Source organism: Photobacterium carnosum, from assembly GCF_021236965.1.
GTDB lineage: Bacteria > Pseudomonadota > Gammaproteobacteria > Enterobacterales > Vibrionaceae > Photobacterium > Photobacterium carnosum.
Genome location: NZ_WMDN01000002.1, coordinates 166,289 through 190,700, shown reverse-complemented (window position 1 = coordinate 190,700; position 24,412 = coordinate 166,289). Strand labels below are relative to the sequence as shown.

At 38.7% G+C, this 24,412-nt stretch carries 26 protein-coding genes and 1 pseudogene; 8 read left to right on the top strand and 19 right to left on the bottom strand.

Going from position 1 to position 24,412, the window contains the following annotated elements:
• Positions 1–32 precede the first annotated feature (32 nt).
• From recR to GLP24_RS02840, 5 genes are all read right to left on the bottom strand, one after another.
• A complete protein-coding gene (recR, locus tag GLP24_RS02860) occupies positions 33–632 on the bottom strand; it encodes a recombination mediator RecR (RefSeq protein WP_101767203.1) in 600 nt (199 codons plus the stop codon).
• Between the two features lie 3 nt (positions 633–635).
• Positions 636–965: a YbaB/EbfC family nucleoid-associated protein gene (locus tag GLP24_RS02855; RefSeq protein ID WP_101767204.1), complete on the bottom strand. Its 330-nt coding sequence runs from the start codon at positions 963–965 to the stop codon at positions 636–638.
• A 38-nt stretch (positions 966–1,003) separates the two neighbouring features.
• Positions 1,004–3,199, bottom strand: coding sequence for a DNA polymerase III subunit gamma/tau (gene dnaX, locus GLP24_RS02850; RefSeq protein ID WP_232615494.1), 2,196 nt, complete (start codon positions 3,197–3,199; stop codon positions 1,004–1,006).
• 283 nt (positions 3,200–3,482) lie between these two features.
• Positions 3,483–4,028, bottom strand: a complete 546-nt coding sequence (gene apt / locus GLP24_RS02845) for an adenine phosphoribosyltransferase (protein WP_101767206.1) — start codon at positions 4,026–4,028, stop codon at positions 3,483–3,485.
• Between the two features lie 125 nt (positions 4,029–4,153).
• Positions 4,154–4,588, bottom strand: a complete 435-nt coding sequence (locus GLP24_RS02840; RefSeq protein ID WP_101767207.1) for a YbaN family protein — start codon at positions 4,586–4,588, stop codon at positions 4,154–4,156.
• A gap of 336 nt (positions 4,589–4,924) precedes the next feature.
• On the opposite strand from GLP24_RS02840, the gene GLP24_RS02835 reads away from it, so the two are divergent.
• Positions 4,925–5,272, top strand: a complete 348-nt coding sequence (locus tag GLP24_RS02835) for a conjugal transfer protein TraR (RefSeq protein ID WP_101767208.1) — start codon at positions 4,925–4,927, stop codon at positions 5,270–5,272.
• Between the two features lie 125 nt (positions 5,273–5,397).
• Here the strand turns inward: GLP24_RS02835 and GLP24_RS02830 are convergent, their stop codons facing one another.
• The 3 genes and pseudogenes from GLP24_RS02830 to GLP24_RS02820 all read right to left on the bottom strand — a co-directional run bounded on the left by GLP24_RS02830 (position 5,398) and on the right by GLP24_RS02820 (position 7,193).
• Positions 5,398–6,039, bottom strand: a complete 642-nt coding sequence (locus GLP24_RS02830) for a YccT family protein (RefSeq protein WP_232615493.1) — start codon at positions 6,037–6,039, stop codon at positions 5,398–5,400.
• A gap of 158 nt (positions 6,040–6,197) precedes the next feature.
• Positions 6,198–6,911: pseudogene (locus GLP24_RS02825) on the bottom strand (porin); the annotation flags it as partial.
• Positions 6,912–6,929: 18 nt separating this feature from the next.
• Positions 6,930–7,193, bottom strand: a complete 264-nt coding sequence (locus GLP24_RS02820) for a hypothetical protein (protein ID WP_232615492.1) — start codon at positions 7,191–7,193, stop codon at positions 6,930–6,932.
• Positions 7,194–7,728: 535 nt separating this feature from the next.
• On the opposite strand from GLP24_RS02820, the gene dinG reads away from it, so the two are divergent.
• From dinG to rsmS, 4 genes are all read left to right on the top strand, one after another.
• On the top strand, positions 7,729–9,813 hold the full coding sequence (gene dinG, locus GLP24_RS02815) for an ATP-dependent DNA helicase DinG (protein WP_152652968.1): 2,085 nt from the start codon (positions 7,729–7,731) through the stop codon (positions 9,811–9,813).
• Between the two features lie 29 nt (positions 9,814–9,842).
• The gene (locus tag GLP24_RS02810) at positions 9,843–10,616 is read left to right on the top strand and encodes a TSUP family transporter (protein ID WP_101767211.1); all 774 of its coding nucleotides are present in this window, start codon (positions 9,843–9,845) and stop codon (positions 10,614–10,616) included.
• Between the two features lie 24 nt (positions 10,617–10,640).
• A complete protein-coding gene (locus GLP24_RS02805) occupies positions 10,641–11,192 on the top strand; it encodes a primosomal replication protein (protein ID WP_101767212.1) in 552 nt (183 codons plus the stop codon).
• 70 nt (positions 11,193–11,262) lie between these two features.
• A complete protein-coding gene (gene rsmS / locus GLP24_RS02800) occupies positions 11,263–11,436 on the top strand; it encodes a pleiotropic regulatory protein RsmS (protein ID WP_101767213.1) in 174 nt (57 codons plus the stop codon).
• Positions 11,437–11,508: 72 nt separating this feature from the next.
• Here the strand turns inward: rsmS and GLP24_RS02795 are convergent, their stop codons facing one another.
• The 9 genes from GLP24_RS02795 to nfsA all read right to left on the bottom strand — a co-directional run bounded on the left by GLP24_RS02795 (position 11,509) and on the right by nfsA (position 20,546).
• A complete protein-coding gene (locus GLP24_RS02795; protein ID WP_101767214.1) occupies positions 11,509–12,003 on the bottom strand; it encodes a hypothetical protein in 495 nt (164 codons plus the stop codon).
• A 429-nt stretch (positions 12,004–12,432) separates the two neighbouring features.
• Positions 12,433–13,056, bottom strand: coding sequence for a MarC family protein (locus tag GLP24_RS02790; protein WP_101767215.1), 624 nt, complete (start codon positions 13,054–13,056; stop codon positions 12,433–12,435).
• A 178-nt stretch (positions 13,057–13,234) separates the two neighbouring features.
• The gene (locus GLP24_RS02785; protein ID WP_232576826.1) at positions 13,235–13,708 is read right to left on the bottom strand and encodes a hypothetical protein; all 474 of its coding nucleotides are present in this window, start codon (positions 13,706–13,708) and stop codon (positions 13,235–13,237) included.
• A gap of 129 nt (positions 13,709–13,837) precedes the next feature.
• Positions 13,838–15,298 (bottom strand): glutathione synthase, encoded by a 1,461-nt coding sequence (locus tag GLP24_RS02780; RefSeq protein ID WP_152652935.1) that lies wholly within the window; start codon positions 15,296–15,298, stop codon positions 13,838–13,840.
• Between the two features lie 46 nt (positions 15,299–15,344).
• Entirely contained in the window at positions 15,345–17,162 is a 1,818-nt protein-coding gene (locus tag GLP24_RS02775; RefSeq protein ID WP_232576828.1) for an ABC transporter ATP-binding protein, read from the bottom strand.
• Positions 17,155–18,942, bottom strand: a complete 1,788-nt coding sequence (locus tag GLP24_RS02770) for an ABC transporter ATP-binding protein (protein WP_232615491.1) — start codon at positions 18,940–18,942, stop codon at positions 17,155–17,157. Before GLP24_RS02770 ends, GLP24_RS02775 begins: the two co-directional genes overlap by 8 nt.
• Positions 18,943–19,004: 62 nt before the next feature.
• On the bottom strand, positions 19,005–19,181 hold the full coding sequence (locus GLP24_RS02765) for a glutamate--cysteine ligase (RefSeq protein WP_164838134.1): 177 nt from the start codon (positions 19,179–19,181) through the stop codon (positions 19,005–19,007).
• On the bottom strand, positions 19,169–19,303 hold the full coding sequence (locus GLP24_RS19815) for a hypothetical protein (protein WP_268833261.1): 135 nt from the start codon (positions 19,301–19,303) through the stop codon (positions 19,169–19,171). Before GLP24_RS19815 ends, GLP24_RS02765 begins: the two co-directional genes overlap by 13 nt.
• 520 nt (positions 19,304–19,823) lie before the next feature.
• Positions 19,824–20,546 carry an oxygen-insensitive NADPH nitroreductase gene (nfsA, locus tag GLP24_RS02760; protein WP_232615490.1) on the bottom strand — a complete coding sequence of 241 codons (723 nt, stop codon included), beginning with the start codon at positions 20,544–20,546 and terminating at the stop codon, positions 19,824–19,826.
• A 424-nt stretch (positions 20,547–20,970) separates the two neighbouring features.
• On the opposite strand from nfsA, the gene GLP24_RS02755 reads away from it, so the two are divergent.
• From GLP24_RS02755 to GLP24_RS02745, 3 genes are all read left to right on the top strand, one after another.
• On the top strand, positions 20,971–22,452 hold the full coding sequence (locus GLP24_RS02755) for a SulP family inorganic anion transporter (protein WP_232615489.1): 1,482 nt from the start codon (positions 20,971–20,973) through the stop codon (positions 22,450–22,452).
• A gap of 141 nt (positions 22,453–22,593) precedes the next feature.
• The gene (locus GLP24_RS02750) at positions 22,594–22,977 is read left to right on the top strand and encodes a VOC family protein (protein ID WP_232614189.1); all 384 of its coding nucleotides are present in this window, start codon (positions 22,594–22,596) and stop codon (positions 22,975–22,977) included.
• A 129-nt stretch (positions 22,978–23,106) separates the two neighbouring features.
• Positions 23,107–23,310: a LysR substrate-binding domain-containing protein gene (locus GLP24_RS02745; protein ID WP_227990257.1), complete on the top strand. Its 204-nt coding sequence runs from the start codon at positions 23,107–23,109 to the stop codon at positions 23,308–23,310.
• Between the two features lie 127 nt (positions 23,311–23,437).
• Here the strand turns inward: GLP24_RS02745 and GLP24_RS02740 are convergent, their stop codons facing one another.
• Together GLP24_RS02740 and GLP24_RS02735 are read right to left on the bottom strand one after the other, a co-directional pair.
• A complete protein-coding gene (locus GLP24_RS02740) occupies positions 23,438–23,632 on the bottom strand; it encodes a hypothetical protein (RefSeq protein ID WP_101767224.1) in 195 nt (64 codons plus the stop codon).
• Positions 23,622–23,783: a hypothetical protein gene (locus GLP24_RS02735; protein ID WP_167388489.1), complete on the bottom strand. Its 162-nt coding sequence runs from the start codon at positions 23,781–23,783 to the stop codon at positions 23,622–23,624. The genes GLP24_RS02740 and GLP24_RS02735 overlap by 11 nt, the downstream gene beginning before the upstream one ends.
• Positions 23,784–24,412 lie beyond the last annotated feature (629 nt).

Sequence of the window (24,412 nt, the reverse complement as noted above, 5' to 3'; positions counted from 1 at the left end):
ACGCGGTTTTTTTATTGCAAAAATAACGAGTGTTATAATCGCTGCCGTCCAGCAATAGAATGCGATAACGTGGTGCCATCAACCAATTCTAACTCACCGCCGACAGGCACACCGTGAGCAATTCTACTCGCGGGCACATCATATTCATGACAAAGTTCTGCAATATAATGAGCTGTTGCTTCGCCTTCAACCGTAGGGTTAGTGGCTAATATCAATTCATTAATTACTTCTTTTTGCAAACGAAACTCTAGTGTATCAAGACCAATATCAGCAGGACCAATGCCATCAAGCGGCGACAAATGGCCCATTAATACGAAGTAACGTCCTGAAAATTGGCCGGTTGCTTCTACTGCTACAATATCTGCTGGGCTTTCGACCACACAAATAATACCGTTCTCTTTACGTCGAGGATTATCACAAATAGCGCAAATATCATCTTCAGTAAACGTACGGCAATCACGACAATGACCAATTTCAGTCATCGCTTGATTTAATGCCTCAGCTAGCTGCAAACCACCCTGACGATTTCGTTGTAGCAAATTAAAAGCCATACGCTGTGCTGACTTAGGACCAACCCCAGGCAAACAACGTAAAGCTTCCATCAAATGCTCCAGTAAATGACTGGTTCGCATTGATTAAAATGGAAGCTTAAAGCCAGCTGGTAAGTTCATACCGCCGGTAACACCTGCCATTTTCTCTTTTTGTGTTTCTTCGATACGACGCGCTGCATCATTAAATGCGGCTGCAATCAAATCTTCAAGCATATCTTTATCATCTTCCATTAGGCTTTCATCGATTTCAACACGACGTACGCTATGGCTACCCGTGATAGTCACTTTAACAAGGCCAGCACCAGATTCACCAGTAACTTCCATGCCTGCAACTTCTTCTTGCATCTTTTGCATGCGCTCTTGCATTTGCTGCGCTTGCTTCATCATGTTGCCCATACCGCCTTTACCAAACATAACTCTTCTCTCTCTATCTGGTCTCTGGTTAAAAATCTTTAAACAGGTCGAATACTGTCTTCATCCAGTTGTGCAGCAAACCGCTGACAAATGAAATTAACATTAGGATCGTTGGTTAAACTCTCTCGTGCTTGTAGCAATTTTTGTTGATACAAGCTTTCACGTAATTCTAGGGGTGTTTGACCTTGCTCACCCAACACAACCGATAATTGTACTGGTGTTTGCAATACATCATTCAAAGCACTATTTAATTGTGCCGTTGCGCGCTCAGCTTGTAAGTGTTTCTGAGCTGAACGTAAATACAATGTGATGTGATCATCTATTCGCTCAAAAGCAGAGTTCAATGCTAATTGCTGAATTAATTTTGGCACATCGAGCTGAGTCACTAACTGTGACCAACTATCCTGATTTGCAGCTTCATTGACAAGTAATTTCGCCATCTCAGGTGTTTTTTCATGCTCTAAAGCGCGCTTCAATACTCGCGGCGTTAACTCTGGCTTAACCACCGTTTCAACAACGGGTTTTACCATCGGTTTCCAGCGATATTCATCATCATCTGCAACATTACCAGAAGCTGTCGACGCCGGCATCGCATTGGTTTTCATTGATGGCATTGCCGTTTGCTTATTCGCAATCCGATCCATCACAGAAGTTGCGACTTTTTTAGCTGGCGCCGTTAGGGGCTTTTTTAGCGATGTTGCTGCTGTTTGCCCTTCTTGACCACGTTTGGTTTGGCTACGTAACTGATTACGCGCTGCTAATAACCCAGAAGCCGCAGATTGTCGTGGTGGCGCACTATTTGTTTGTGGTTGCGATGGCGGCGGTGTTAATGGCGCTGGCTGCAATGCGGGTTCAGGTTGTACTGATGACTGTATTGATGGTGTTGACTGTACTGCCGGGACGGATTGCGGCTCAGACATCGGCATCGAAACGGCAGATGGTGTTCGCTGCGGTTCTGAGGTTGGCATCGTTGCTGGCGGTATGTTATTCGTTACAGGTGTTTGCATTTGTGCTTTTAATGCTTGTACCCGTGATACACCACTTACTGGCGTATTCACCGGTGCCGCTAGCGTACTTGGCATCACTTGATGGTTAGCTACAGGTTGGCTACTCGGTACTACAATCGTCTGTGGTGTGATACTCCCACCACTAACCGGACGGAAAGCAAGCATACGTAATAACACCATTTCTAAACCTGTACGGCCATCAGGGGCAAACGAAAGATCTTGACGACCTTGTAAGCAAATCTGATAACACAATTGTACATCTTGTGGTGTCATTAATTGGCTGAGTAAATTAATTCGCTCGGCATCAGGCAAGCTATCATCAAGACTCGCAGGAAGTGCTTGGAACATTGCAACACGGTGTAGCTGTGCGGCTAATTCTCGCAGTAAACTATCCCACTCAATGCCAATAGAGGCTAACTGTTGTAAGCTCGCCATCGCTGTATTAGCATCAACGGTTGCAACAGCTTCAAGTAATGCCAACGCTTGATCGGTATCTAATGTACCAAGCATTGCCGCTACAATTTCAGCAGTAACATGACCATTACCTAATGCGATAGCTTGATCTGTTAAACTTAATGCATCACGCATACTGCCTTCAGCAGCACGCGCTAATAGCGCCAATGCACGCGCTTCATACACGACTTTCTCTTCCGTTAGGACTTTATCCAGTTGTGCATGAATTTGTTGATGATCAAGATGCTTTAAATGAAACTGCAAGCAACGCGATAAAATCGTTACGGGTAATTTTTGCGGATCAGTCGTCGCCAAAATAAATTTTACATATTCTGGTGGCTCTTCTAATGTTTTCAATAACGCATTAAAGCTATGACGTGAAAGCATGTGCACTTCGTCAATCAGATAAACTTTAAAGCGACCACGTGCTGGCTTATATTGCACGTTATCCAATAATTCACGTGTATCTTCAACTTTAGTACGTGATGCAGCATCAATTTCTAGCAGATCAACAAAACGTCCTTCGTCGATTTCACGGCAGGTTGTACATTTACCACAAGGCGTCGATGTGATGCCTTGCTCACAATTTAACCCTTTCGCAAAAATACGGGCAATCGTCGTCTTACCTACTCCACGTGTACCACTAAACAGATAAGCATGGTGAAGCCGATTTTGCTCTAGGGCATTACCTAACGCAGTTAATACATGCGATTGTCCAACCACATCTGCAAACTGGTAAGGACGCCATTTTCGGGCCAGAACCTGATAACTCATTTATAAATAACCTTAATCAATCTGGACTGCATCTGGTGTAACGAAACTCGCCACTCTTTCTTTTATTCTCGCTATCGTAGCTATAATGATAATAACCGATATTACGCATTATAAAACAAAGAAAACAAACGAAATAGTAATGAGATAGGTAACACATTGAATTTAACATCAATGCTAACATAGTGCAGTTTAGTGAGCGAGAGGGCGCTAGAGTAAGCGCCCAATGATTAGCCAACTATCACCGTCATTTAAAATATAATCAGATGATATTGCTAATTAAATATTAGTGACCAGGGAAATCACAAATAGAATAGACGTTAAGCCCCAAACCTTGTAAGCGTGCTTCTCCACCGATATCAGGTAAGTTGATAACGAATGCAGCATCGCGAACATCACCGCCTAAACGACGCACTAAGTTAGTGGTTGCTTCAATTGTGCCGCCAGTCGCCAATAAATCATCAACCAGTAACACTTTATCACCAGCAACAATCGCATCTTTATGAATTTCTAGCGTATCTTTACCGTACTCAAGTTCATAACTTTCAGCAATCACTTCACGTGGTAGTTTACCCGGCTTACGTACAGGAACAAATGCTACACCTAATGATAATGCTAATGGTGCACCAAATAAGAAACCACGCGCTTCAGTACCAATAACTTTAGTGATACCTTGATTTTGATACTTTTCAGTCAAAAGAGCGATCGTAGCACGGTATGCTTCAGGCACTTCCATCAGGCTCGTTACATCACGAAAAAGAATACCTGGCTTAGGATAATCTTGAATTGATTTAATGCTATTGGTAATTAAATTTAATGTTTCTTGATTCATCATTCTTTCCGTACTTACTCTAACTACAAATAGAGTAATCTTAAGTTAAAGCCTGCTAATTGCAGACCAAGCATAAAAATAGAGCCGTTAATAACAGCCATATTTTTATGTGATAATCGGACATTTTATGGGTTTTCGTCAGGTTCAGCAACTGACGCAGGATCAAGTTGAATATCAACAACGGGTAAGCGATTAAAACAATATAATAAAATCGTCAAACCCACCAACAACATCAGCTTATGCCACCACAATGGCACCATAACAATGGAAAAAGTAAAACTTAGCACGATCATGATCAACCCACGCCGTTTTACTACCGACGTTACTGCCCCATGTTGATGCCAATTAACTAAAATCGGCCCTAATTGTGGATGTTGATGTAACCATTTATTTAACTTAGGAGAGCCTCTCATAAAACAGGCACTCGCCAATAATAAAAAGGGCGTTGTTGGTAATAACGGCAAGAAAATTCCTAGTACACCTAAGACAACTGCAACCCAACCAATCGCAACTAAAACATAACGTATAATTCGACTCTTCACTGTCACTTCTTCATTCAAGGTTTGTCACCTCAATCAATATATTTAACAACCCACAAGCATTTTTTATTACACAACCTATACCTTGTAACAATAATTAGCGTTAATGATTAGTATTTATTACTAATCATTGATGAACGCTATATCACAACAAAAAATAACTCATATTTATTAAATTCGTTTAAAGAATTGATTCAAATCACAACAGTACATTAAATCTCGATTAGACTAATAACACTTAGAGGTACTGCATTAGATTTTTATTTAGCCGCAGTATAACAACACTCAATCAAAGCTCTGCTTATTATATTTTTTGCCGACTTTCCTATTGAATATCATCACTATGGCTATCACGATATGAATTATAAAAATTTTCAGTATCCGCTAGAAACTGAATACTTATCTCTAGCAGAACAATTAAAAAATGAAATGTTAATCAATCATTTAAAAAACAATACTACCGAAATAAATACTACCGATCTAAATGATCTTATCGTTATGGCTAAATCATCTTTTATTCCTAATCTTTTTGATATGGCAATACGACTAGAAAAAGTAGATGCCGCTGTATGCTCATTTAAATTAGGTATGTATGGCTTATGTGCTGATTGCGAAGAAGAAATAGAATATAGCGATCTTGAACAAGACCCGGCTCAACCTCGTTGCCAATCATGCCGTGAACATAGCCGCTATCATCACGTTTAGTTATCGCTATAAACCACACGTTCAATACTAACAAATTCAAAAAAATAAAAGGCACTTTCGGTGCCTTTTATTTTTTAGTTACAAACTGGCTACATTTACATTGTACTATTAGTCAAATTGATAGCCTAATTAAAATCTTTTTCTGCCATCCAAATTTTAAATGCTTTTTTATCGTTATTTGAAGCTTTGGTATACCACATTTTCAGTTGTGTTAAAGCATCACCTGTAATTTCGATTTTTCCCGTCTTATTATCAACATTAACCGCAACTTGTTGTAAATCTACTGCATTACCTTTCTCAATAACAATACCATTATCACTATTATAAGCAGCAACAAGCGCTTCAATATCGCTATAGGCTGCAAAGCCCTCTCCTTGTAACTCAACGGCCGTCAATGGTTTTACAGACCCATCTTCCATTGCTAACTGCCACGTCGCACCACGGTCAAAGAAAGCTTTTGCTTGAGATTCCGTTGTTAAGCGAGGCAAAATAATTTCAGCATTCGTATTAGCTAAATCAATATCAAACAAATAAGGACGAGTGGTATAAATTGTTGATTTTGAGCCACGCTTAACTTCACCATCAAAACGTACCACTACTTGGTGTTTACCCTCAGACAGTTCAACACTATCTACCGCACTCCAACCTTGAGCTATCACCTCTTTACCATCAACCGCCAATAACTGAATCTTATCCGCCACAGCTAATGTTGCTGCTTGTGAACTTACTGAAAATAATGCCACTAATAACCATAATGTGTTTTTCATATTTGATCCTTAATTTCTTGTTTTTTATTGGCTGATCATTGTTATCACTACGGCCATAAATTAGCGTGATAACAATAACCATCCACTATTAAGTAAAACGAAAATCAGCAAAAAGCCGCCCAGAAGGCGGCTTTTTCTATCATTACGTCACTGCCGAATTAGAATTTAACTTCTAGGCCTGCAACGTAACCGAAATCTTCTAGCTTATCTTTCTTATCGTCAGAGTAACCTAGTTCAAGGTATGCACGTACATTGCTGTGCAATTGCTGTGTTACGTTTGCATACACATTATTGATTACGTTAGCGTCCTTGTTATTAGCTTTATCTTCGCCACGAACATAACCAAGTGCCAATGTTGTTTTGTCGATAGTGTAAGAACCGTTGATTTCGTATAGATCAATGTTCTTTTCCGTTACTTTAGTATCAGCTGCTTGGTACTTAACTTGACCAAAAGATGCGGCTAGGTTAATAGCACCCATTGCGTATTCAGCTTCAAGGTTATAACCACGGATATCTACACCCGCTTTACCAGGAATGATGATTGGTTTACCGTCAATAAACGCGCCATCATCAACTAAGCCTTTAAAGCCAATACGCTTACCGTCGTAACCGTAAACACGAACATCTAGACCATCAGTACGGAAGCCAACACGACCATCGGTAATTGTAGTGTTGTGGTCAGAGTCCATTTCATGAGAAACCGCAGTGTAGAAAGTACCGTTGTCGTAAACATACTTAGCAACACGGTCACCTTCAGTTTGTACAAAGTCAACTTGACCCGCACCTAACTCGTAATCTTTACCAATACCTGAATCATCCGAAATTAAAAGTTGACGACCAATAGTTATTGTTCCGAATTCACCAGAGAAACCAGTCCATAGCTCATAGTTCTATAAATCACGATCTTCATATTTAAACGCAGTACCAGAAACAACATTCAGATTGTCAGAAACAGCAACTGTTGCATGAAGAACTAAATCACCATCATCAATACGAATAGTTGAATCAGCATGTTTTTCAAAGCCATCATAAAGTTGCACTTCAGCTGCACCAGAAAGATCAACTTTAACGCCATTTTCATCGTAAAGGTTGATGCCCGCATTTGCAGAACCAGCTGCAGTTAGAACTGCTAGCGCTAATAGAGTTTTTTTCATGATATGTCCACTGCCTTTCTTATTGGTTGTAAATCTCAATCCTGAGATTCCCTGTCCTTATATTCCCCTGCGCTGTGCGCATTTTAAAAAACAAAACGCTAAAACATGCACGGGAGTAATTTATGGCTCACATCCTGACAGAAGTTCAATATTTTTGTCAAATCTTACAAATAAAACATAAAAAAACATAAAACACATCGCAAAAACAAATACTTAAGTTAAAAATGAGAGATATTAATCACAAATAAATAAGCAAAAAACCGCAATCAACATTAAATTAACACCTATGAACAACTGTGTATTACATAACTTATCAACTTTAAAAAACAAAAAAAGCAGCATAAAAAACCATTAAATGCTTATATATCTAGTGTTTTAATTTGCAGGAAGATAACTCGCTTTAAGCCAATGTAACGGGGATAAAAAATCGTGAGCAACCCCTCACTTTAAAATATAAATAGCGAGAATTTTGTTACCGCTCACATTTAATGCTTCATGCTATAATGCATTTCCCGATTCTGATGAAGTTTTCACCATGCTACACAACACCATAAAAAGCGATATCAAACAGTGTTACACCAACCTTAGTCATCAACTCGATAACTTTATTCCTCGTCGCGCACAAAACTATTTAGTCGCAGAAATAGCCAAAACACTGGCAGGCGAATACCATAAAAAAAATCGAGTTCTTGTTGCAGAAGCTGGAACGGGTATCGGTAAATCTCTAGCCTATTTAATTGGTGGGATCCCTTTTGCCTTATTCAATAATAAAAAACTATTGATCTCTACCGCCACGGTTGCACTTCAAGAACAATTAATTACCAAAGATCTCCCATTATTTAACCAAATCTTCCCTCGTGAATTTAGCTTTATTCTTGCTAAAGGTCGTCAACGCTATTGTTGTAATCACAAATTAGAGGCCAGTTGTTCAACAGATAGCGAACTGCAACTAGGAATGTGGGAAGAAAAACCGAAAAAGTCCGATCTCGATTTGCTTAAGCGAATGCTCAAAGCTACTGAACAAAACAAATGGGATGGTGATCGTGATAGCTGGCCAACAACGATTCCAGACAAAGTATGGCAACAAATCATGGCAGATAAACATAGCTGTCATGCAGGTATGCCTAAACACCGTAGCTGTCCCTTTGCTAAGGCACGTGAACACCTCGATAAAGCAGATGTTATTGTTGCTAACCATGCGTTATTAATGGCTGACATTGAATTAGGGGGCGGTGTAATTTTACCAGAACCTGAACAAACTATTTATGTGATCGATGAAGCGCACCATTTACCGCGAGTAGCACGTGATTTCTCATCGGCGGCTTCAAGTTTAAAAGGGGCTGCAACATGGCTTGAGAAGCTTAATCAAATTGTATCTAAATTTGCAGAATTAGCTGACTATCAAAAAGCCAATCGGTTCCAAAATGCAATTCAAGATAACATTCAACACTTAGTCCCGACCTTAAACCAAATTGCTAATAATATTGACTCAAGCAAATTCAATAAAGATGGTGTCTATCGCTTTGAACATGGTGAATTACCCGCATGGCTCGAAGAAGAAGCCAAAGGTTGTAAAGAAGCCAGTAAGAAAACATTACAATCGTTAGGTAAAATTCAAGATCTTATCACTGAACGTACCAAGGAAAATGCCATTATTCCACGGTTAGGTGAGCAAGCACTTACTGAGATCGGATTTTATCTACAACGTCTTGAAAATTTAGAAAAAGTTTGGTCTTTAATGGCACAACCAAACCATAAAAAAGGCGCACCACTTGCGCGTTGGATAGAAAAAAGCCCTGAACGTGAAAATGATTACATCATTGAAGTGTCACCATTAGAAGTCGGTTATCGACTTGATCAACTACTATGGAGCCGTGCGGCAGGCGCGATTTTGGTGTCAGCAACATTACGTGCATTAAATCAATTTACCTTCTTTTGCCGTCAAGCGGGCATATCAGAATCTGAAACAGAAGGTACACGCTTTCTTGCTCTTGCATCACCGTTTGATTACCAAAACAATGCTCGTTTAGTGATCCCAGATTTAAAATTGGAGCCACAAGCAGAGAAATTTACCGATTTATTAATTGAAGTGTTACCCGAATACCTTGAAGGTGAAACGGCCAGCTTAGTGTTATTTTCATCTTATTGGCAGATGAACAAAGTCACAGAAGCGCTACGCCCATTAGCCAAGAAAAATAAATGGCAATTATTGGTTCAAGGTGAACTATCTCGTAACGAAACCCTAAAAAAACATAAAGAAAATTGTAAAAATGGCATTCCAAGTATTTTATTTGGTACGGGTAGCTTTTCTGAGGGTCTTGATTTACCTGGTGATTTACTGAAAAATCTGATTATTACTAAAATTCCATTTGCGGTACCTACGTCTCCTGTAGAAGAAGCTCATGCTGAATATATTGAAAGTAAAGGCGGTAACCCTTTCTTACAAATTTCCGTGCCAGAAGCCAGCAAAAAACTGATTCAATCTGTAGGTCGTTTACTGCGTAAAGAACGTGACTCTGGTAGAGTAGTTATTTTAGACCGTCGTATTATTAATCGTCGTTATGGCAAGGCACTGCTTGATTCTTTGCCTCCATTTAAACGTGTGATTGAATACAACTAATCATCTTAACTATAATAAAAAGCACTAAAATGATTGATATGATTGAACCAAGTACATTATTGATACTTGGGGTTGTTGCATTAGCAGCAGGTTTTATTGATGCAGTAGCTGGCGGTGGCGGCATGCTTACCGTTCCTGCGCTGCTCTCCCTTGGCCTTCCACCCCATATTGCACTTGGCACCAATAAACTCGCCGCCAGTTTTGCTTCATCAACCGCGGGATGGGCATATTATAAGAAACAATTATTTAGCCCTACATTTTGGCGAGCGTCATTTATTGCGACCTTTATTGGGGCCATTATTGGTACACTTGTTGTTAATCTCATCAGCGGCGCGTGGCTAGAAAAAGCCTTACCTTTAGTTATTTTTGCTGTCGCTATTTATAGTTTATGGCATCCGCACCCTAACCCAGATCAAACGCAATTACCGGAAGTAACCACAACGTTTAAACGCAAGCAGTGGCTACAAGGGTGTAGTTTAGGGTTTTATGATGGATTTGCAGGCCCTGGAACAGGCGCATTTTGGACAGTATCAAGTTTAGTTTTATATCGGTTAGATATGCTACGCGCTTGTGGTCTTGCGAAAGCGATGAACTTTACCAGTAATATTACGTCTTTAATTACTTTCATTATTTTAGGTCATGTCAATATTGCGCTAGGGTTAACAATGGGCGTGTGTTTAATGGTTGGCGCGTATTTAGGTGCACACTCTGCGATTCATTTCGGTGCTAAATTTATTCGACCTGTTTTTGTTACAGTGGTCTTTATTCTTGCGGCTAAATTAGCGTGGCAAGCTTGGTTTTAACCATGCCCATTTATAGGTATAACAATGATTGATCTTTCTCGATTAAAAACGCTTATTGAGCAACTACAACATCAAGCAGAAGAAGCGGATCGCTTACGCGGTGAAGCACAACGTCCTTTATTTGATCAACAATTATTTCGTCACCGCAGTAAATTACTGGCACCTTGTGTAACCGAAATAGCGCAAGAACTGGCAACACTGCAAAAAGAGCAACAAGCAGGTCGATTATTACCTGAACGTACTCAACATCTGTGTGAGAAACTCATCGCGCAAATCAATGCCATTCAACGAGAACTCGCAACTCAACACATTCGTAAAAATGAACCAAAACAAGCGGCCAAATGGCAACGTTCGATCAATGACGTATATCAAGATCTTAATAAACATAAAGATTGGGAACGTCGGTTGAAATTAATGCTGCGAGAGAAAGAGTCATTACTCAGTCGTTGTAGTTCTCAATTTGAACAACAACAATCTCAAAAAGAGATCCTTGCACTGGAAGGTCGAATCAGCCGTTGCCAAGCCGCATTGATAACACTTGAAAATGAGATTAATCGTCGCGAAAGAAAAGGTTAATCTTAGTAATAATACGGTCATGACAATGACACTAAAATAGCGACTGATACCTAACTAAAGAGATTCATTCATGAGTAATGTTCCAACAGCATCATCATTAGATAATGCCCCTGCTGAGATTAAACTCGCGGTTGATTTAATCTGTCTATTAGAAGACAACGATATCGCACCTCAAACAGTATTATCTGCATTAGATATTGTTCGACATGATTTTGAAAAGAAACTCCAATCACAACCGTTATAATCATAACTAACGGCCATAAAAAAAGGCTGAATAAATCAGCCCTTTATAATATTTATTTATCTTAAAAATAAATTAGTTAATACCAGCACGCTTTAACAAACCAGCCATCAATGCTGAGCTTGATTTCACTTGCTTTGATTTATTTTTAAGATCTTTAGCAAGTGCGGTATCTTTTACATCGTTAGCAATGTAAATCATTGATTGATACATATCACGTGGTGTTTTAATACGCTCTTTATCGTTCAATGGCTTAAGCAATGTTACTACATCAGAGCCTTTCTTTTTATTTTCAGTTGTGTAACGTAAAATAGAATCAAGTAAACGATCCATATCAACCATAAATTCAGAGTTTTCAGTACCCTGTTTTTTCATTTCTTTAAGGTTTTTCTTACGAACCTGACTAATAACAAATGCTGGTTGGTTTATTTTACGATAAGCGAAGATACCCGCAAGCACCAATAACGCTACACTACCCGCTGCGACATAACCCCAGATAGAACCTGAAGATTCAGCAACAGGCTGAGCTACAGCGGCAATGTTTGCAACAGACTCTGGTACATCAGACATATTTGTAACCTTTTACTTTAAGAATTCGGAATGCGATGAGACCTTACCACCTACTCGATAAACTGCTATATATTTTATCAAAAATTAGTTCAAATAGGAGACAGAGCTCAAATGTACGCTCATTCTGCCGTTTTCAACAACAAAAATAAAGCACTGCTAGATTGATTTTCAATCAACAGATTGTAACTATTTGTCTAGCAATATAAAAACGTTAATTTGCATCGAAGTTTATTTTATTACTGAGCATAAAACCGCTAGCTACACCACAAATTAAGATTTTATTTAGTATACGTTAATCAGCACTAACAAACTGACTAACAACATACATATTTATGCTTAAAGTTTAGTTGCTTTTTCACATAATGATAGTATTCATATTTACATCAGTAGCAATGATACAAACCTAGGTTGTGCGTTTTTATTACCAAGCTAAATATAAAAATCTTTAATCCCTTGTAATAAGTTATTCACCGCAACAGCCGCTAAAATTAATCCCATAACACGGCTAATAATGGCAGCACCAATATTACCAATCCATTTTTGAATAGTTGTTGCGCTCAACAATAAGAATAACGTGACCAATAATACGCCGACCATCACGCCCGCGGTTATTGCTTGATCAATCACAGAGTAACGATGATTATCAGTTAACATTACCACCGCCATCATTGCACCAGGAGAAGCAATAGATGGAATGGCTAAGGGATAAACAGCAAGATCGGCTAACTCAGAATGACTGACATCTTGCGTTAATTTTTGTTCTTGTTCCGGTTTACTTTCACCAAAGATCATCGTTAACGCGAACAATAATAACACTAAACCACCAGCTGCTTGAAACGCAGGTAAGGGGATTTGCATCGCTTCAAGTAGTAATTGGCCGGCAACCAAGAAAAAGACTAATACTCCAGTCGCAATAGTGACCGCTTTTAATGCGACTTTACGACGTTGTTTGAGTGTCAAATGTTGAGTCTGTGATAAATAAACAGGCACCGAACCAATAGGATCAATGACAGCCCAAAGCACAACAAATTGCGTAATTATAATACCAAGCAAAAATCACCTCTCCGATAATGAATACAAATTCCATTTACTAATAAGAGCATTATCTTATTCTATTAAAGATTTTAGTTTTGGTTATAAACATAGCCTGACAATATTAAAAATAAACGTTATAGCTTCAATTTATTGATATCTTTCTGAAAGATATCAATAAAAAGATAATAACTCGATTTTATAATGCATCGACAGCGGTGGTAAATCCATTTGCAGATAAATTAAAACCTGCAATATCAACATATTCTTTCTTTTGAAAAAACGTCAATACTTTATCCATATTGCCGCTATTATTACCCGAATAAGCATATGCCGTACAATTATGCGTTGTAGAATTGTAGCTAGTACTCACTCGTAATACTATTTCATCACCAACATTTAAATTACTAAAGACAGGTACATATAACCAATTTTTACATGCTGTTGCTTGTGTTTGCATATGATCAAGAAAATCAATACGGGATAAGCGTTGGCCGTTATTAGTGAAATGAAAAATATAAGCTTGATTACCAAAATCTGTTTTGGTCATGATTTCATTTTTCGCAGAAAGCACTTGGTAACTATTGTGCTGGGTCGTACCAGCAAAGGCACTAGGAGCCATAAAACATAATGAAAGCAAAAATGAAGAAATAACGGTGGTTCGGTTAAGCACTGCGTGCACTCCAATGGCTAAATGTCGCTAATAGTCATCTAATATGACTATTAGCGATAATAACACAATAGCTTTTACGGCAATTTTATTTTTAGCGCTGGTATTTATACAGATTTTTATACTGCAGAGTTAATCAATCAATACTAAAGAATCTAAAATACCTTTACCGCTATGGATCCCACCTTCATTTTCACTCGCTGGTTTACTACGAATTAAATACCCAGCGTAACCATCGAGATCGGTTACTGGTTGGCCTTTGAAATAAGCGGTGAATAAACCTATTTCGCTGACTAAATCATTCACAACAGTGGCTTTAGCGTCGCGTATAGCAACAGTAGGTACATCTCGTTCATGAGGATATAAGCGCTGCATTAACGCCCAAGCATCATATTCAGCAACCGTTAATTTCGCTAACGTTGCGCTAATATCATCGCCAAAGACACAGTGACCACCGCCCTCACCTTGGTTTTTAAGTACCCACTCACTTTTTATCGCTTGAGTATTAAACCAATGAATCGTATCAGTATTAATCGGCTTCATTTCCGCTAATACACTTTTAATTAGCTGTGCTTCCTCAAGTGTAACGCCCCAACGAACATACTCTTGGGCCGGCATCATGGTTAACAACATTTGCATGGTTTTACTGGTTGCTAACTGCTGACCAACCGTGGCATTAAGAGCAACATGGTGCTGCTCAATAAAGACGCGCATTTGGCTTAACGTATAACAACACACCGCTTCATGAAGATCTGGCGCACAATAATCTGAATATTGATAACCCGCACGTAAATACACCACATCTATCGCGCCAACCCCGTCTAAGATCAAGCGTTGATTTGGGCCGGTTATTAATTGAGCACTTAATTGTTCAAAGGTACGTCTGACAGTACGCACACCTTGTTGCTGCAACGCTATTTCTAACAAATGCTGATCGTAAACGTTATCTTCATTTTTCTGCACCACCATTAAAAATACGGGTGAGCCTTGCTCGTTAAAATCGGCTTTTATTTGGGTTGCAGCGGTCACAATGCCATTGGCTAATTGTGTTAATCCTTCATTTTCAGCAGGTATGGCAGCGGCATCTTCTAACCATGATTGATAGGTTTCAGGCCATTGACGTTGCATAAAGGCATGAAATTCAGTTGCACGTTGTCCAAACGGAGCCATACCCGCAGCAATACCATTAAATTCAATGACTTTAGCGCCATATTGACGATCATCCATAAAATCAGTTCGCATTAACAGTAATGGCTGACGAGCAGGATCGAGAGGATGAGTGGCTGTGCCATGGATTTGCTGATGAAGCGCCATTAAGCGACCAAAAAAAGGATCCGCTTTTGCCATATCACTCAATGAGGATTGTAAAAAATCAGAATCTTCAGCCACATTGGTGATCAATTTAGTAAGAAGCGGCACCACACGACGTAAATGCGCATAAACCTCACGCTCAATTGTCATCGGAGCAATACTCAATGGGCAATGCTTAGCAGTATTATCCGCTTGACGAAAAGCCACACCATGCATAATTGCCCACTCACACACATCTTCAATAATCTGTGGTGCAATCACTGTTTTTTTATTGATATTCATACTTTAATCACTCTTTAATCTAGCTTAATTTAACACTGATTTTTATCTATAATGTCGATGACAGGGTTGCCGATGTGAGTCCAAAGGTTGTGGTTAATTGTTCATTTTGCTGCTGCTCTTGCTGTGCTAAATAGAGATCTCGATAATCACCGTCTTGAGTAATTAAAGCATCATGTGTTCCACTTTGAACAATTTCACCGTGATTCATGACTAAGATTTGATCTGCATTTTGAACCGTCGACAGTCGATGAGCGACAATAATGACAGTTCTGCCATCTTGAATATTATCCAAGGCTATTTTGACCGCTTCTTCTGTTTCACTATCAATATTAGCGGTGGCCTCATCTAATAAAAACACCTGTGGATTGTGAGATAACGCTCTTGCCAACGCTAATAATTGGCGCTCTCCAACCGATAACGATCCACCACCAATGCTTGGCCGATGATGATAACCGCCTTTTAAACGCTGAATAAAATCATGCGCTCGCACCTGTTTGGCAGCATTAATCGCACGATCTTCATTCAATATCGTATGTGACAATTCAATGTTATCAAGCACCGAACCACTAAAAATAGTTGGATCTTGAGACACTAAACCAACCATCTTGCGTAACTGTGATTCAGGGATCGACACTAACGGCTGTCCACCAACCAATACTTGCCCTTGCTGATGTTGATAAAAGCGCATCAATACATTGATAATAGAGCTTTTTCCACTGCCAGTATGTCCAACAATCGCGGTGAACTTTCCACCTTTAGCGACAAAACTAACATCTTTTAAAACGGGCTGCCCCTCTTCATAACTCAAGTTAACATTGCGAAATTCGATATCACATTGTTGTGGTATCGCAACATTCGTTGTTAACGGTGATTGAGACTCAGATTTATCATCAAACAGTTCAAAAATACGCTTCGATGATACCGTTGCGATCTGCAACTTTCGTAACTCCATTGATAACTGTCTAAAGGGGTCAAAAAAGCGTTCAATATAGTTTAAGAAAGCATATAACGTACCCACATCAATAACCGTCGTTAACGATCCGGTTGCAAACCATGCCACAATGCCCGCAGCGGTTAATGTAGACACTAAACGGGTTAATGGAATCAACATTAAGCTATCAATGCCGATAGATTTAGATCGAAACGCAAACCATCGCTGATTTTCCTGCTCAAACTTGTTTCGAAAAGCAGCCTGTTGTCTAAATGCTTGAATTAACGCCATGCCTTGTAACGACTCATTTAATCGACCATTGATATAGCTGATCTGCTCTCGAACCCCATTAAAGACTGGCATCGAGATTTTCCGATATAAATGCATCGTAAATAACAAGGTTGGAATCAGCACTAAGCTCAGTAACATCAGCCGCCAATCCAGCATTGCAATCGCAATAAAAATCGCGCTAATTCGCAATCCACCTTGAATGATCGTTGGAATGGTCGACACAAACATTTCGCGCATTGATTCAGTGTCATTAGTAATATATGACACTAAAACACCCGCCGGTTGTTTATCAAAAACACGAATCGGATAATTCAATATATGGCTAAACAAATTTCGACGTATATCATTGATAACCAATAATGCACTGTGACGAAATGTTATCGCTTGCCAATACGAAAAGATCGCAGCAATCACATAAGATCCCATCACTGCCGCAATAAGCCAACCAAGGTACTGCCATTCAAAGTGTTGCGGCACAATCACATCATCAACAATAATCTTCGCTAACCAAGGAATCGTCATCTCTGCTGCTACAGAGACAGCTAACAGCATAAACGCTACCAAAAAGCGGGCTTTATGAGGCAATGAATATGCCCATAATCGCCAGAATAACGTTGTTTTTACCGCCGTCGTTTTAAGCATGAGTCACCTCTACTTGCGATGTAGATTGTGCTTCCGCTGTATCTGCTGAGCTTAAGTCAGTTTGGCGATGATAAACTTTTGCATACCACCCTTGATGATGCATTAATTCCGCATGTGTTCCACGTTCGACTATCTGTCCTTGATCCAAAACCAAAATATGATCCGCATTAATCAAATTAGCTAAACGCTGCGTCACTAATACCATCGTTTTATGTCCGTAATGCAACCTCAGATTTTTACGAATTATCGCTTCCGTTTTCATATCTAAGGCACTAAATGGGTCATCTAATAACAAGATATTGGCACCAGAAAGCAATGCGCGTGCGAGGGTTAATCGTTGTCGTTGCCCACCAGATAAGTTAGTTCCACCTTCACGAAGCATGCTATCAAACCCCTGTGGCATTGCTTCAATTTCAGATTTAATCGCTGCCATTTCAGCAACACGAATAATATCTTCACGTGTTGCATTAGGTTTAGCAAAAGCAATATTTTCAGCAATTGAGCCGGAAAATAACAACGGCTTTTGAGGTACCCAGGCTAAATGTTGACGTAAGCTATCAAACGTCAGTGCATCAATACCATAGCCACCAATATAAATTTCAGAGGGCTTTGCCAGTGGAAATTGGCGCATAATTAAATGCAGCAATGTACTTTTTCCACTCCCCGTTGGACCCGTGACGCCAACCAACCCAGCCGCTGGCACTTTAACTTGAATATCTTGCAACGCACATTGATTGGCATTCTGATAAACAAATTCGGCAATATTGATATCCAAATTCGGTTCAGCATCTGCGGGTAATATTTGTTGTCCTTCTTTTACATCCGGTTGCTCTGCAAATAGTGCTTCTAAGCGTGACCATGATGTATTGCCACGTTGAAACACATTAAATTGCCAGCCAAACTGCATAAAGGGCCCCATTAATTGCCCCAGATAAAGGGTAAAGGTCGTAAATAAACCAATGGTTATATTGCCCTGTGAAATCAACCATGCGCCATAAGCCAATGACAACACAAAAGATAAGCCATAGATAACTTGAACCGTTGGCGCAAACGCTGCATCCACCTTAGCGACAGCAAGATTTGTCGTAAGCGTATTATCTAACGATTGTTCAAATCGCTGTTCTTGGCGCGCACGAATGCCGTGTGAACGAACAGCTCGAACCCCAGCGACGGTTTCACGCGCTTCTTCATTTAAATCAGAAAAACTGGCTTGAGCTGCATCAAATGCTTGGTGTAAGCGCGAACCATATCGATGCGTACAATAAATTAATAACGGAAAAGGCAACAAAGCAACCGCGGTTAGCTGACCACTAACAACAAATATCATTCCGAAAATAACAGTGAAGCCCGCAATAAAAGAATCGACTAACGTCATAATGCCCATGCCCGTAGATTCTTCTACCGCATTAAGATCATTGGTTGCGTGTGCCATCAAATCGCCAGTACTACGACGAGCATAGAATGACGGTGGCAACAAAGACAATTGATGAAACAGATCCCGTCGTAGCACCTGTGTTATAGCAATAGCAGCCCCATATAATCGGCTTTGCCACACATAACGCAAGCCGTACATCGCCAATGCCGAGCCAATAATTCCAGCAACATCAATCAGTAACGTTCTCAGATTCAATGTACCGTGACTAATACCATCGACAATATGACCGATTAACCACGACGGTATTAAATTAAGTAAAGCAACCACTTGTAAAGCAACGATTGCGATTAAATATTGACGCGCAAACATTCTAATGTAGTGGCGTAATTTCCAAATAATAGCCATAAATTATTTCACCTTAACCTATCTCTATTATTATTCGTAAATTTTCAGCCTGAAGATAACCATTAAAAGCCATGCGTTATTGTTACTCCATAGGTTGTTATTTTATGTGTCATGCTCCAACGATGACGATGACGCATTGCTGACGAGACTAACACTAACGGAGCCTCACCAATATCAGAGTTAATAGATGAATGTGTAAATGTCGCCCCTAAAGCCATAGGATGCGTTAATGATGACAAGTTCGATACTTAACAACAGCCATTGGTTCTGGGGGTATTCTTGGTTGATAAGTCATTTGACCGCCCCATTGTTTTGCCACATAGCGTCGTAGCTGATCTTGATCTTTGACCTCAACATTCATTATTTATAATTCCATGTTACTGGAATAATGGTTAGGATAGCAAGGTTGCCCTTCTCGCTACTAATGATAAGTTGATATTACTGATTACAGTTGCTAATGCTGGTTCTAATCTTATGACTAAAACTATTCATTCTTTTTTAGGTTCAGTATCCACTCTGCTTTTAATTGCTAAATATTAAATGCAAAAAAATACAAAAAAAATCACATATAACGCTATTCTTTTACTTCAAATCTTTTACTTCAAAAGTGTATTTTTATATTTTTGGATGCGGGATTTTTGATGAACTACCCACCTTTTATACTATTACGGGTGGGCTATTTATTATTGCGGTGGGGTTACTTATTACTTATTCCAATTATTTTCCTACCAATAAAAACAAAACCTATTCGTTATTATTTTAAAGACAATTAGCAGAAAGGCATTTCATCATGATCAGAATGGCGTTTTTAATACGTCACCTGATCATAATAATGAAAACAATGGGCTTAAATTAAACATCGCAATCTTGTTAGTACAATATTACTTTGTCATTAACCCTTTGCTGTTTAAATAACTCGCGATAAATGGGCGTGATTCTTTTGATAACGTTGCCGTTACCGCGCTAGACCAATCCTGTTGTTTATTATGGCTAGAACGCTGCTGATAATAGTCAATCGTTTGTTGATCATATTCAGCTAATAACGGTTTATTTAATGGCTGATATTCATTTTCATGCAAAATCATATCCATCGGTAAGCGTGGTTTTGATTGTGGATCTTGCGCAGGCACACCTAAGCACATACCAAATAATACCGCGCTATACGGTGGTAAATTCAATAAAGCATCAACCTCATGGGGATTATTACGCAATCCTCCAATATAAACCCCACCTAACCCCATAGATTCAGCCGCTAATAAACAGTTTTGCGCCATGATGCCGCTATCAATCGCCCCAATTAAGGCTAACTCTGTGTATTCTAGTTTTATCTCAGCACTAATAGAATAATGGCGTTGATAATCAATACAGAACACTAAAAACTCAGCCGCTTGTTTTACATAAGCCTGATCACCGGCAAGATGTGCCAATGCAGTGCGTTTCTCAGGATCAGTAATGCGAATAATCGATGTTGCTTGGATCATGCTTGAACTAGAAGCAGCAATACCTGCTGCAATAATCGTCTTTAATTGCTCAGCAGAAATAGCATCATCCGTAAATTGACGAATAGAGCGATGACCAAGCATGGTTTGAATAGTGGTATTCATTGATAGAGATCCATCCGAGTAGACATAAACCAATAGCGAAGAGCAACAGTACTTTGCTAACCCATCACTACAATAATTGTTATTCGACAAAACTAATAACAACATACTAAATAAGCAAGCGAAAAAAACGAATACAATCATTTCGTTTAGACTACTAACTATTTTGTTATCTATTTATTTCTATGTTAGCATCACCCACATCTAAAACGCCGAGTATGATTTCATCATCATATTCCCAAATAAAAGTAGTTAAACTTGAAGATTACGCCGCCTTAACCTCCCTCTAATGAGCGCCGGCTCATTACTCTAAAAATGCAGCTCTCTTGCTGTCACTCTGCTATGCCTGCCATAGCTAAAACTTCCTGATCCTAAATGTTTGCGGACTTTATCCGTGGCTTTTACACGTCTAAAATATAGAGATTACATGTTAGATTACATAAAAAACAACTGGTTATATAATATAAAGAAAGATCTCCTTGCCGGAATTGTGGTTGCCCTAGCCCTAATACCAGAAGCTATCGCGTTTTCCATTATTGCGGGCGTTGATCCTAAAATTGGTTTATATGCTTCTTTTTCAATGACCGTTATTATTGCCATTGTCGGAGCACGATCAGGCATGATCTCAGCGGCAACTGGGGCAATGGCATTATTAATGATCACCCTTGTAAAAGAACACGGACTGCAATACTTAATGGCCGTCACTATTCTTACAGGTGTAATACAAATAATTGCCGGATATTTAAAGCTTGGTAATTTAATGCGCTTTGTGTCTAAACCTGTTATTACTGGATTTGTTAACGCGTTAGCAATACTTATTTTTATGGCTCAACTTCCAGAATTAACACATACAACTTGGTCTGTTTATCTATTAACAGCCAGTGGTTTAGCTATTATTTACCTATTTCCGCTTATACCCATTATCGGCAAACTGATCCCTTCGCCTCTTGTCTGTATTATCTATTTAACTATCGTTGCAGTATTATTTGGGTTAGATGTCCGCACTGTTGGTGATATGGGGCAATTACCCGATACGCTACCTATCTTTTTATTGCCCGATGTTCCCCTTACGTTCCATACCTTACAAATAATCTTTCCTTATTCTTTAGCGCTTGCTGCCGTTGGATTACTCGAATCGATGATGACAGCAACCATTATTGATGACTTAACCTCAACTACAAGTAACAAAAACCAAGAGTGTAAAGGGCAAGGCATCGCCAATATTGGTACGGGTTTACTGGGTGGAATGGCAGGCTGTGCCATGATAGGCCAATCGATGATCAATATTAAATCAGGAGGACGAAGCCGTTTATCCACGCTATTTTCAGGTATCGCCTTATTAATAATGATTTTATGTTTAAGTGATATTCTAAAACTCATTCCGATGGCCGCTTTAGTCGCTGTAATGATAATGGTATCCATTAGTACATTTTCATGGGATTCCATTAAAAACATTAAACATCATCCGCTATCAAGCAACATCGTGATGTTAGCGACGGTTATCGTCGTTGTGACAACACATAATCTGGCGATTGGTGTCTTCATTGGCGTATTACTATCATCAGTCTTCTTTGCACATCAAGTTAGCCAATGCGTTGTCGTGAAATCAACGCTGGAAAATGAACAAATTTACAATGTTTATGGGCAAATATTCTTTGCTTCTGCGGATCACTTTTCATCGTTCTTTGATGTTAATAACGTTGCTAAGCATGTCAAAATTGATTTATCGTTAGCACATTTTTGGGATATCACTGCCATAACAGCATTAGATAAAATCATTCTTAAATTAAGATCACAAGGCGCAACCACTGAACTTATAGGTATGAATGAAGCAACCGCCAAAATAATCAATCAATTTGCTGTTCATGATGATCCAAACTTAAATCAAAAATTGTTAACCAGCCACTAATAATAGTGATTAAAAGGTTAGCTTTTAATCTTCGCTTATTCTAATAATATCAGTATAAACAGATTGCCAACCACGATACCTTACTTATTGAAAGTATATAAAGGTTGGCTTTCTTATTACAATATGGATTGGAGTAACATCATGAATATTAGCCATCTTGACCATTTAGTTCTCACGGTGAAAAACATTAATATTAGTGCTGATTTCTACCAGACAGTTTTAGGCATGGAACTGATAACCTTTGCCAATAGTCGATTTGGATTACGTTTTGGTAACCAAAAAATCAACCTTCACCAATATGGCGCTGAATTTAAGCCCACAGCACGAGCCGTACACATAGGGAGTGCTGACTTATGTTTTATTACCAATACTGATTTGGCTCAAGCCCAACAACATATTGAACAATGTGGTATCACTATTATTGACGGCCCTGTTGAACGCACAGGCGCGATGAGTAAAATTATGTCGATCTATTTTCGTGATCCTGACGGTAATTTAATTGAGATCGCCAATTACCGAGCTTAGAGCTATATTTAATTAGAATCACCCTATTATTTAGTTATATCTTTGCGTTTTATGCAAAACTGTTACGCTTATATATCGATTACATCGTTTAAAAATAATTAATATACTCTTTCCAACAAATCATAAACGATAAAAAGAAAGGTATTATTATTATCTGATTGGATGGTGACACCTTATATTGATAGTAAAGAATTAGAGATCTTACTACCAAAATGGACAGTCACGCATAATGAAAATAGCAGTGGTGAAATTTATGCCGTATATAAAAGCGCTCAATATCTAAAACCACAGATTAGAGCTTTTTTGGACTATTTAGCCGAACAGTTACAATAAAAACTGACTCTTAGTCGTAAGGCATGGCAATAGTCATAGCCTAATCGCGCTCGTTCCTTACGACAAGGAACGACGGATTCGAATTTATGATTTTCGTTGATATTTACGACGAATACAGCATTAAATATTACTGTATATTCGTTATTTTTCGACGTAATAATATTTTTTCAAATAAATCTAATTGTTTATCAGATAATTCGCCATGATTGATAACCGTTTGATAAAGATTACTCAAATAGTCACGTTCCCAATGGCTTAAGGATTCAGAATGTAATAGTAATACCGTGTTAATTTTATTCATCAACTCAATATTATTCGTCATTCTCCCATTCCTTATCCCATGCTTGTTGCGCTTTAATGTTTTCAATACGCTCGCGAATACTAACCGTTCTCTGATTTACTGTTAATGGCTTTTTTCTTTTAGGCTTAGCGTTGATTGATAAATTAGAATCTTTAACTGTAGACTTTGTCATGGTTTACCTTATTGATTTTGAACATACAAATTTAGTTTATACAGACAGATAACTAAGTCGTTGAAATCAATGGCTAATATAACAAAAATCAATAGATATCAGACAACGAACGTTTACAGGAAGATATTATTCAAATTAGTACGTAACTTATTGAATGCTATGGATATACATAGCAGTAAACAACTTAAATCTATATTGCACTACGGTATAACTTAGAATTATACCAATGAAGAATATTCAGCTGTAGCTCTCTTTTATTCTCAGGCTGTAATAAAATTTCACGCATTATAACACATTTTTTATACAATTGGCGGAGTGATATTTTCACACCTAAAACTAAGTAAATATTCAAAACAAATTTAGCGAGTAATGCATAAGCCTTCTTGATGAGAATTATTCTAAACACCCTAAAAGTAAGTTTTTTGTTTGCATAAATGTCATTGCATTTTTAAGTGATAGGCGCATATTAGAGAAAAGCGACAAGAACTGAATGTCGCTCTTTAATCCGTCGTTGGCCAAGATGACCAACCTCAAAAAAACAAGAGGTTAGTGTTATGAGTAAGTCTTTAGATACCAAGAAAGGTAATAAAAAACCATCTTTAACGACAAAAGAGAAAAAAGCCAAAAAA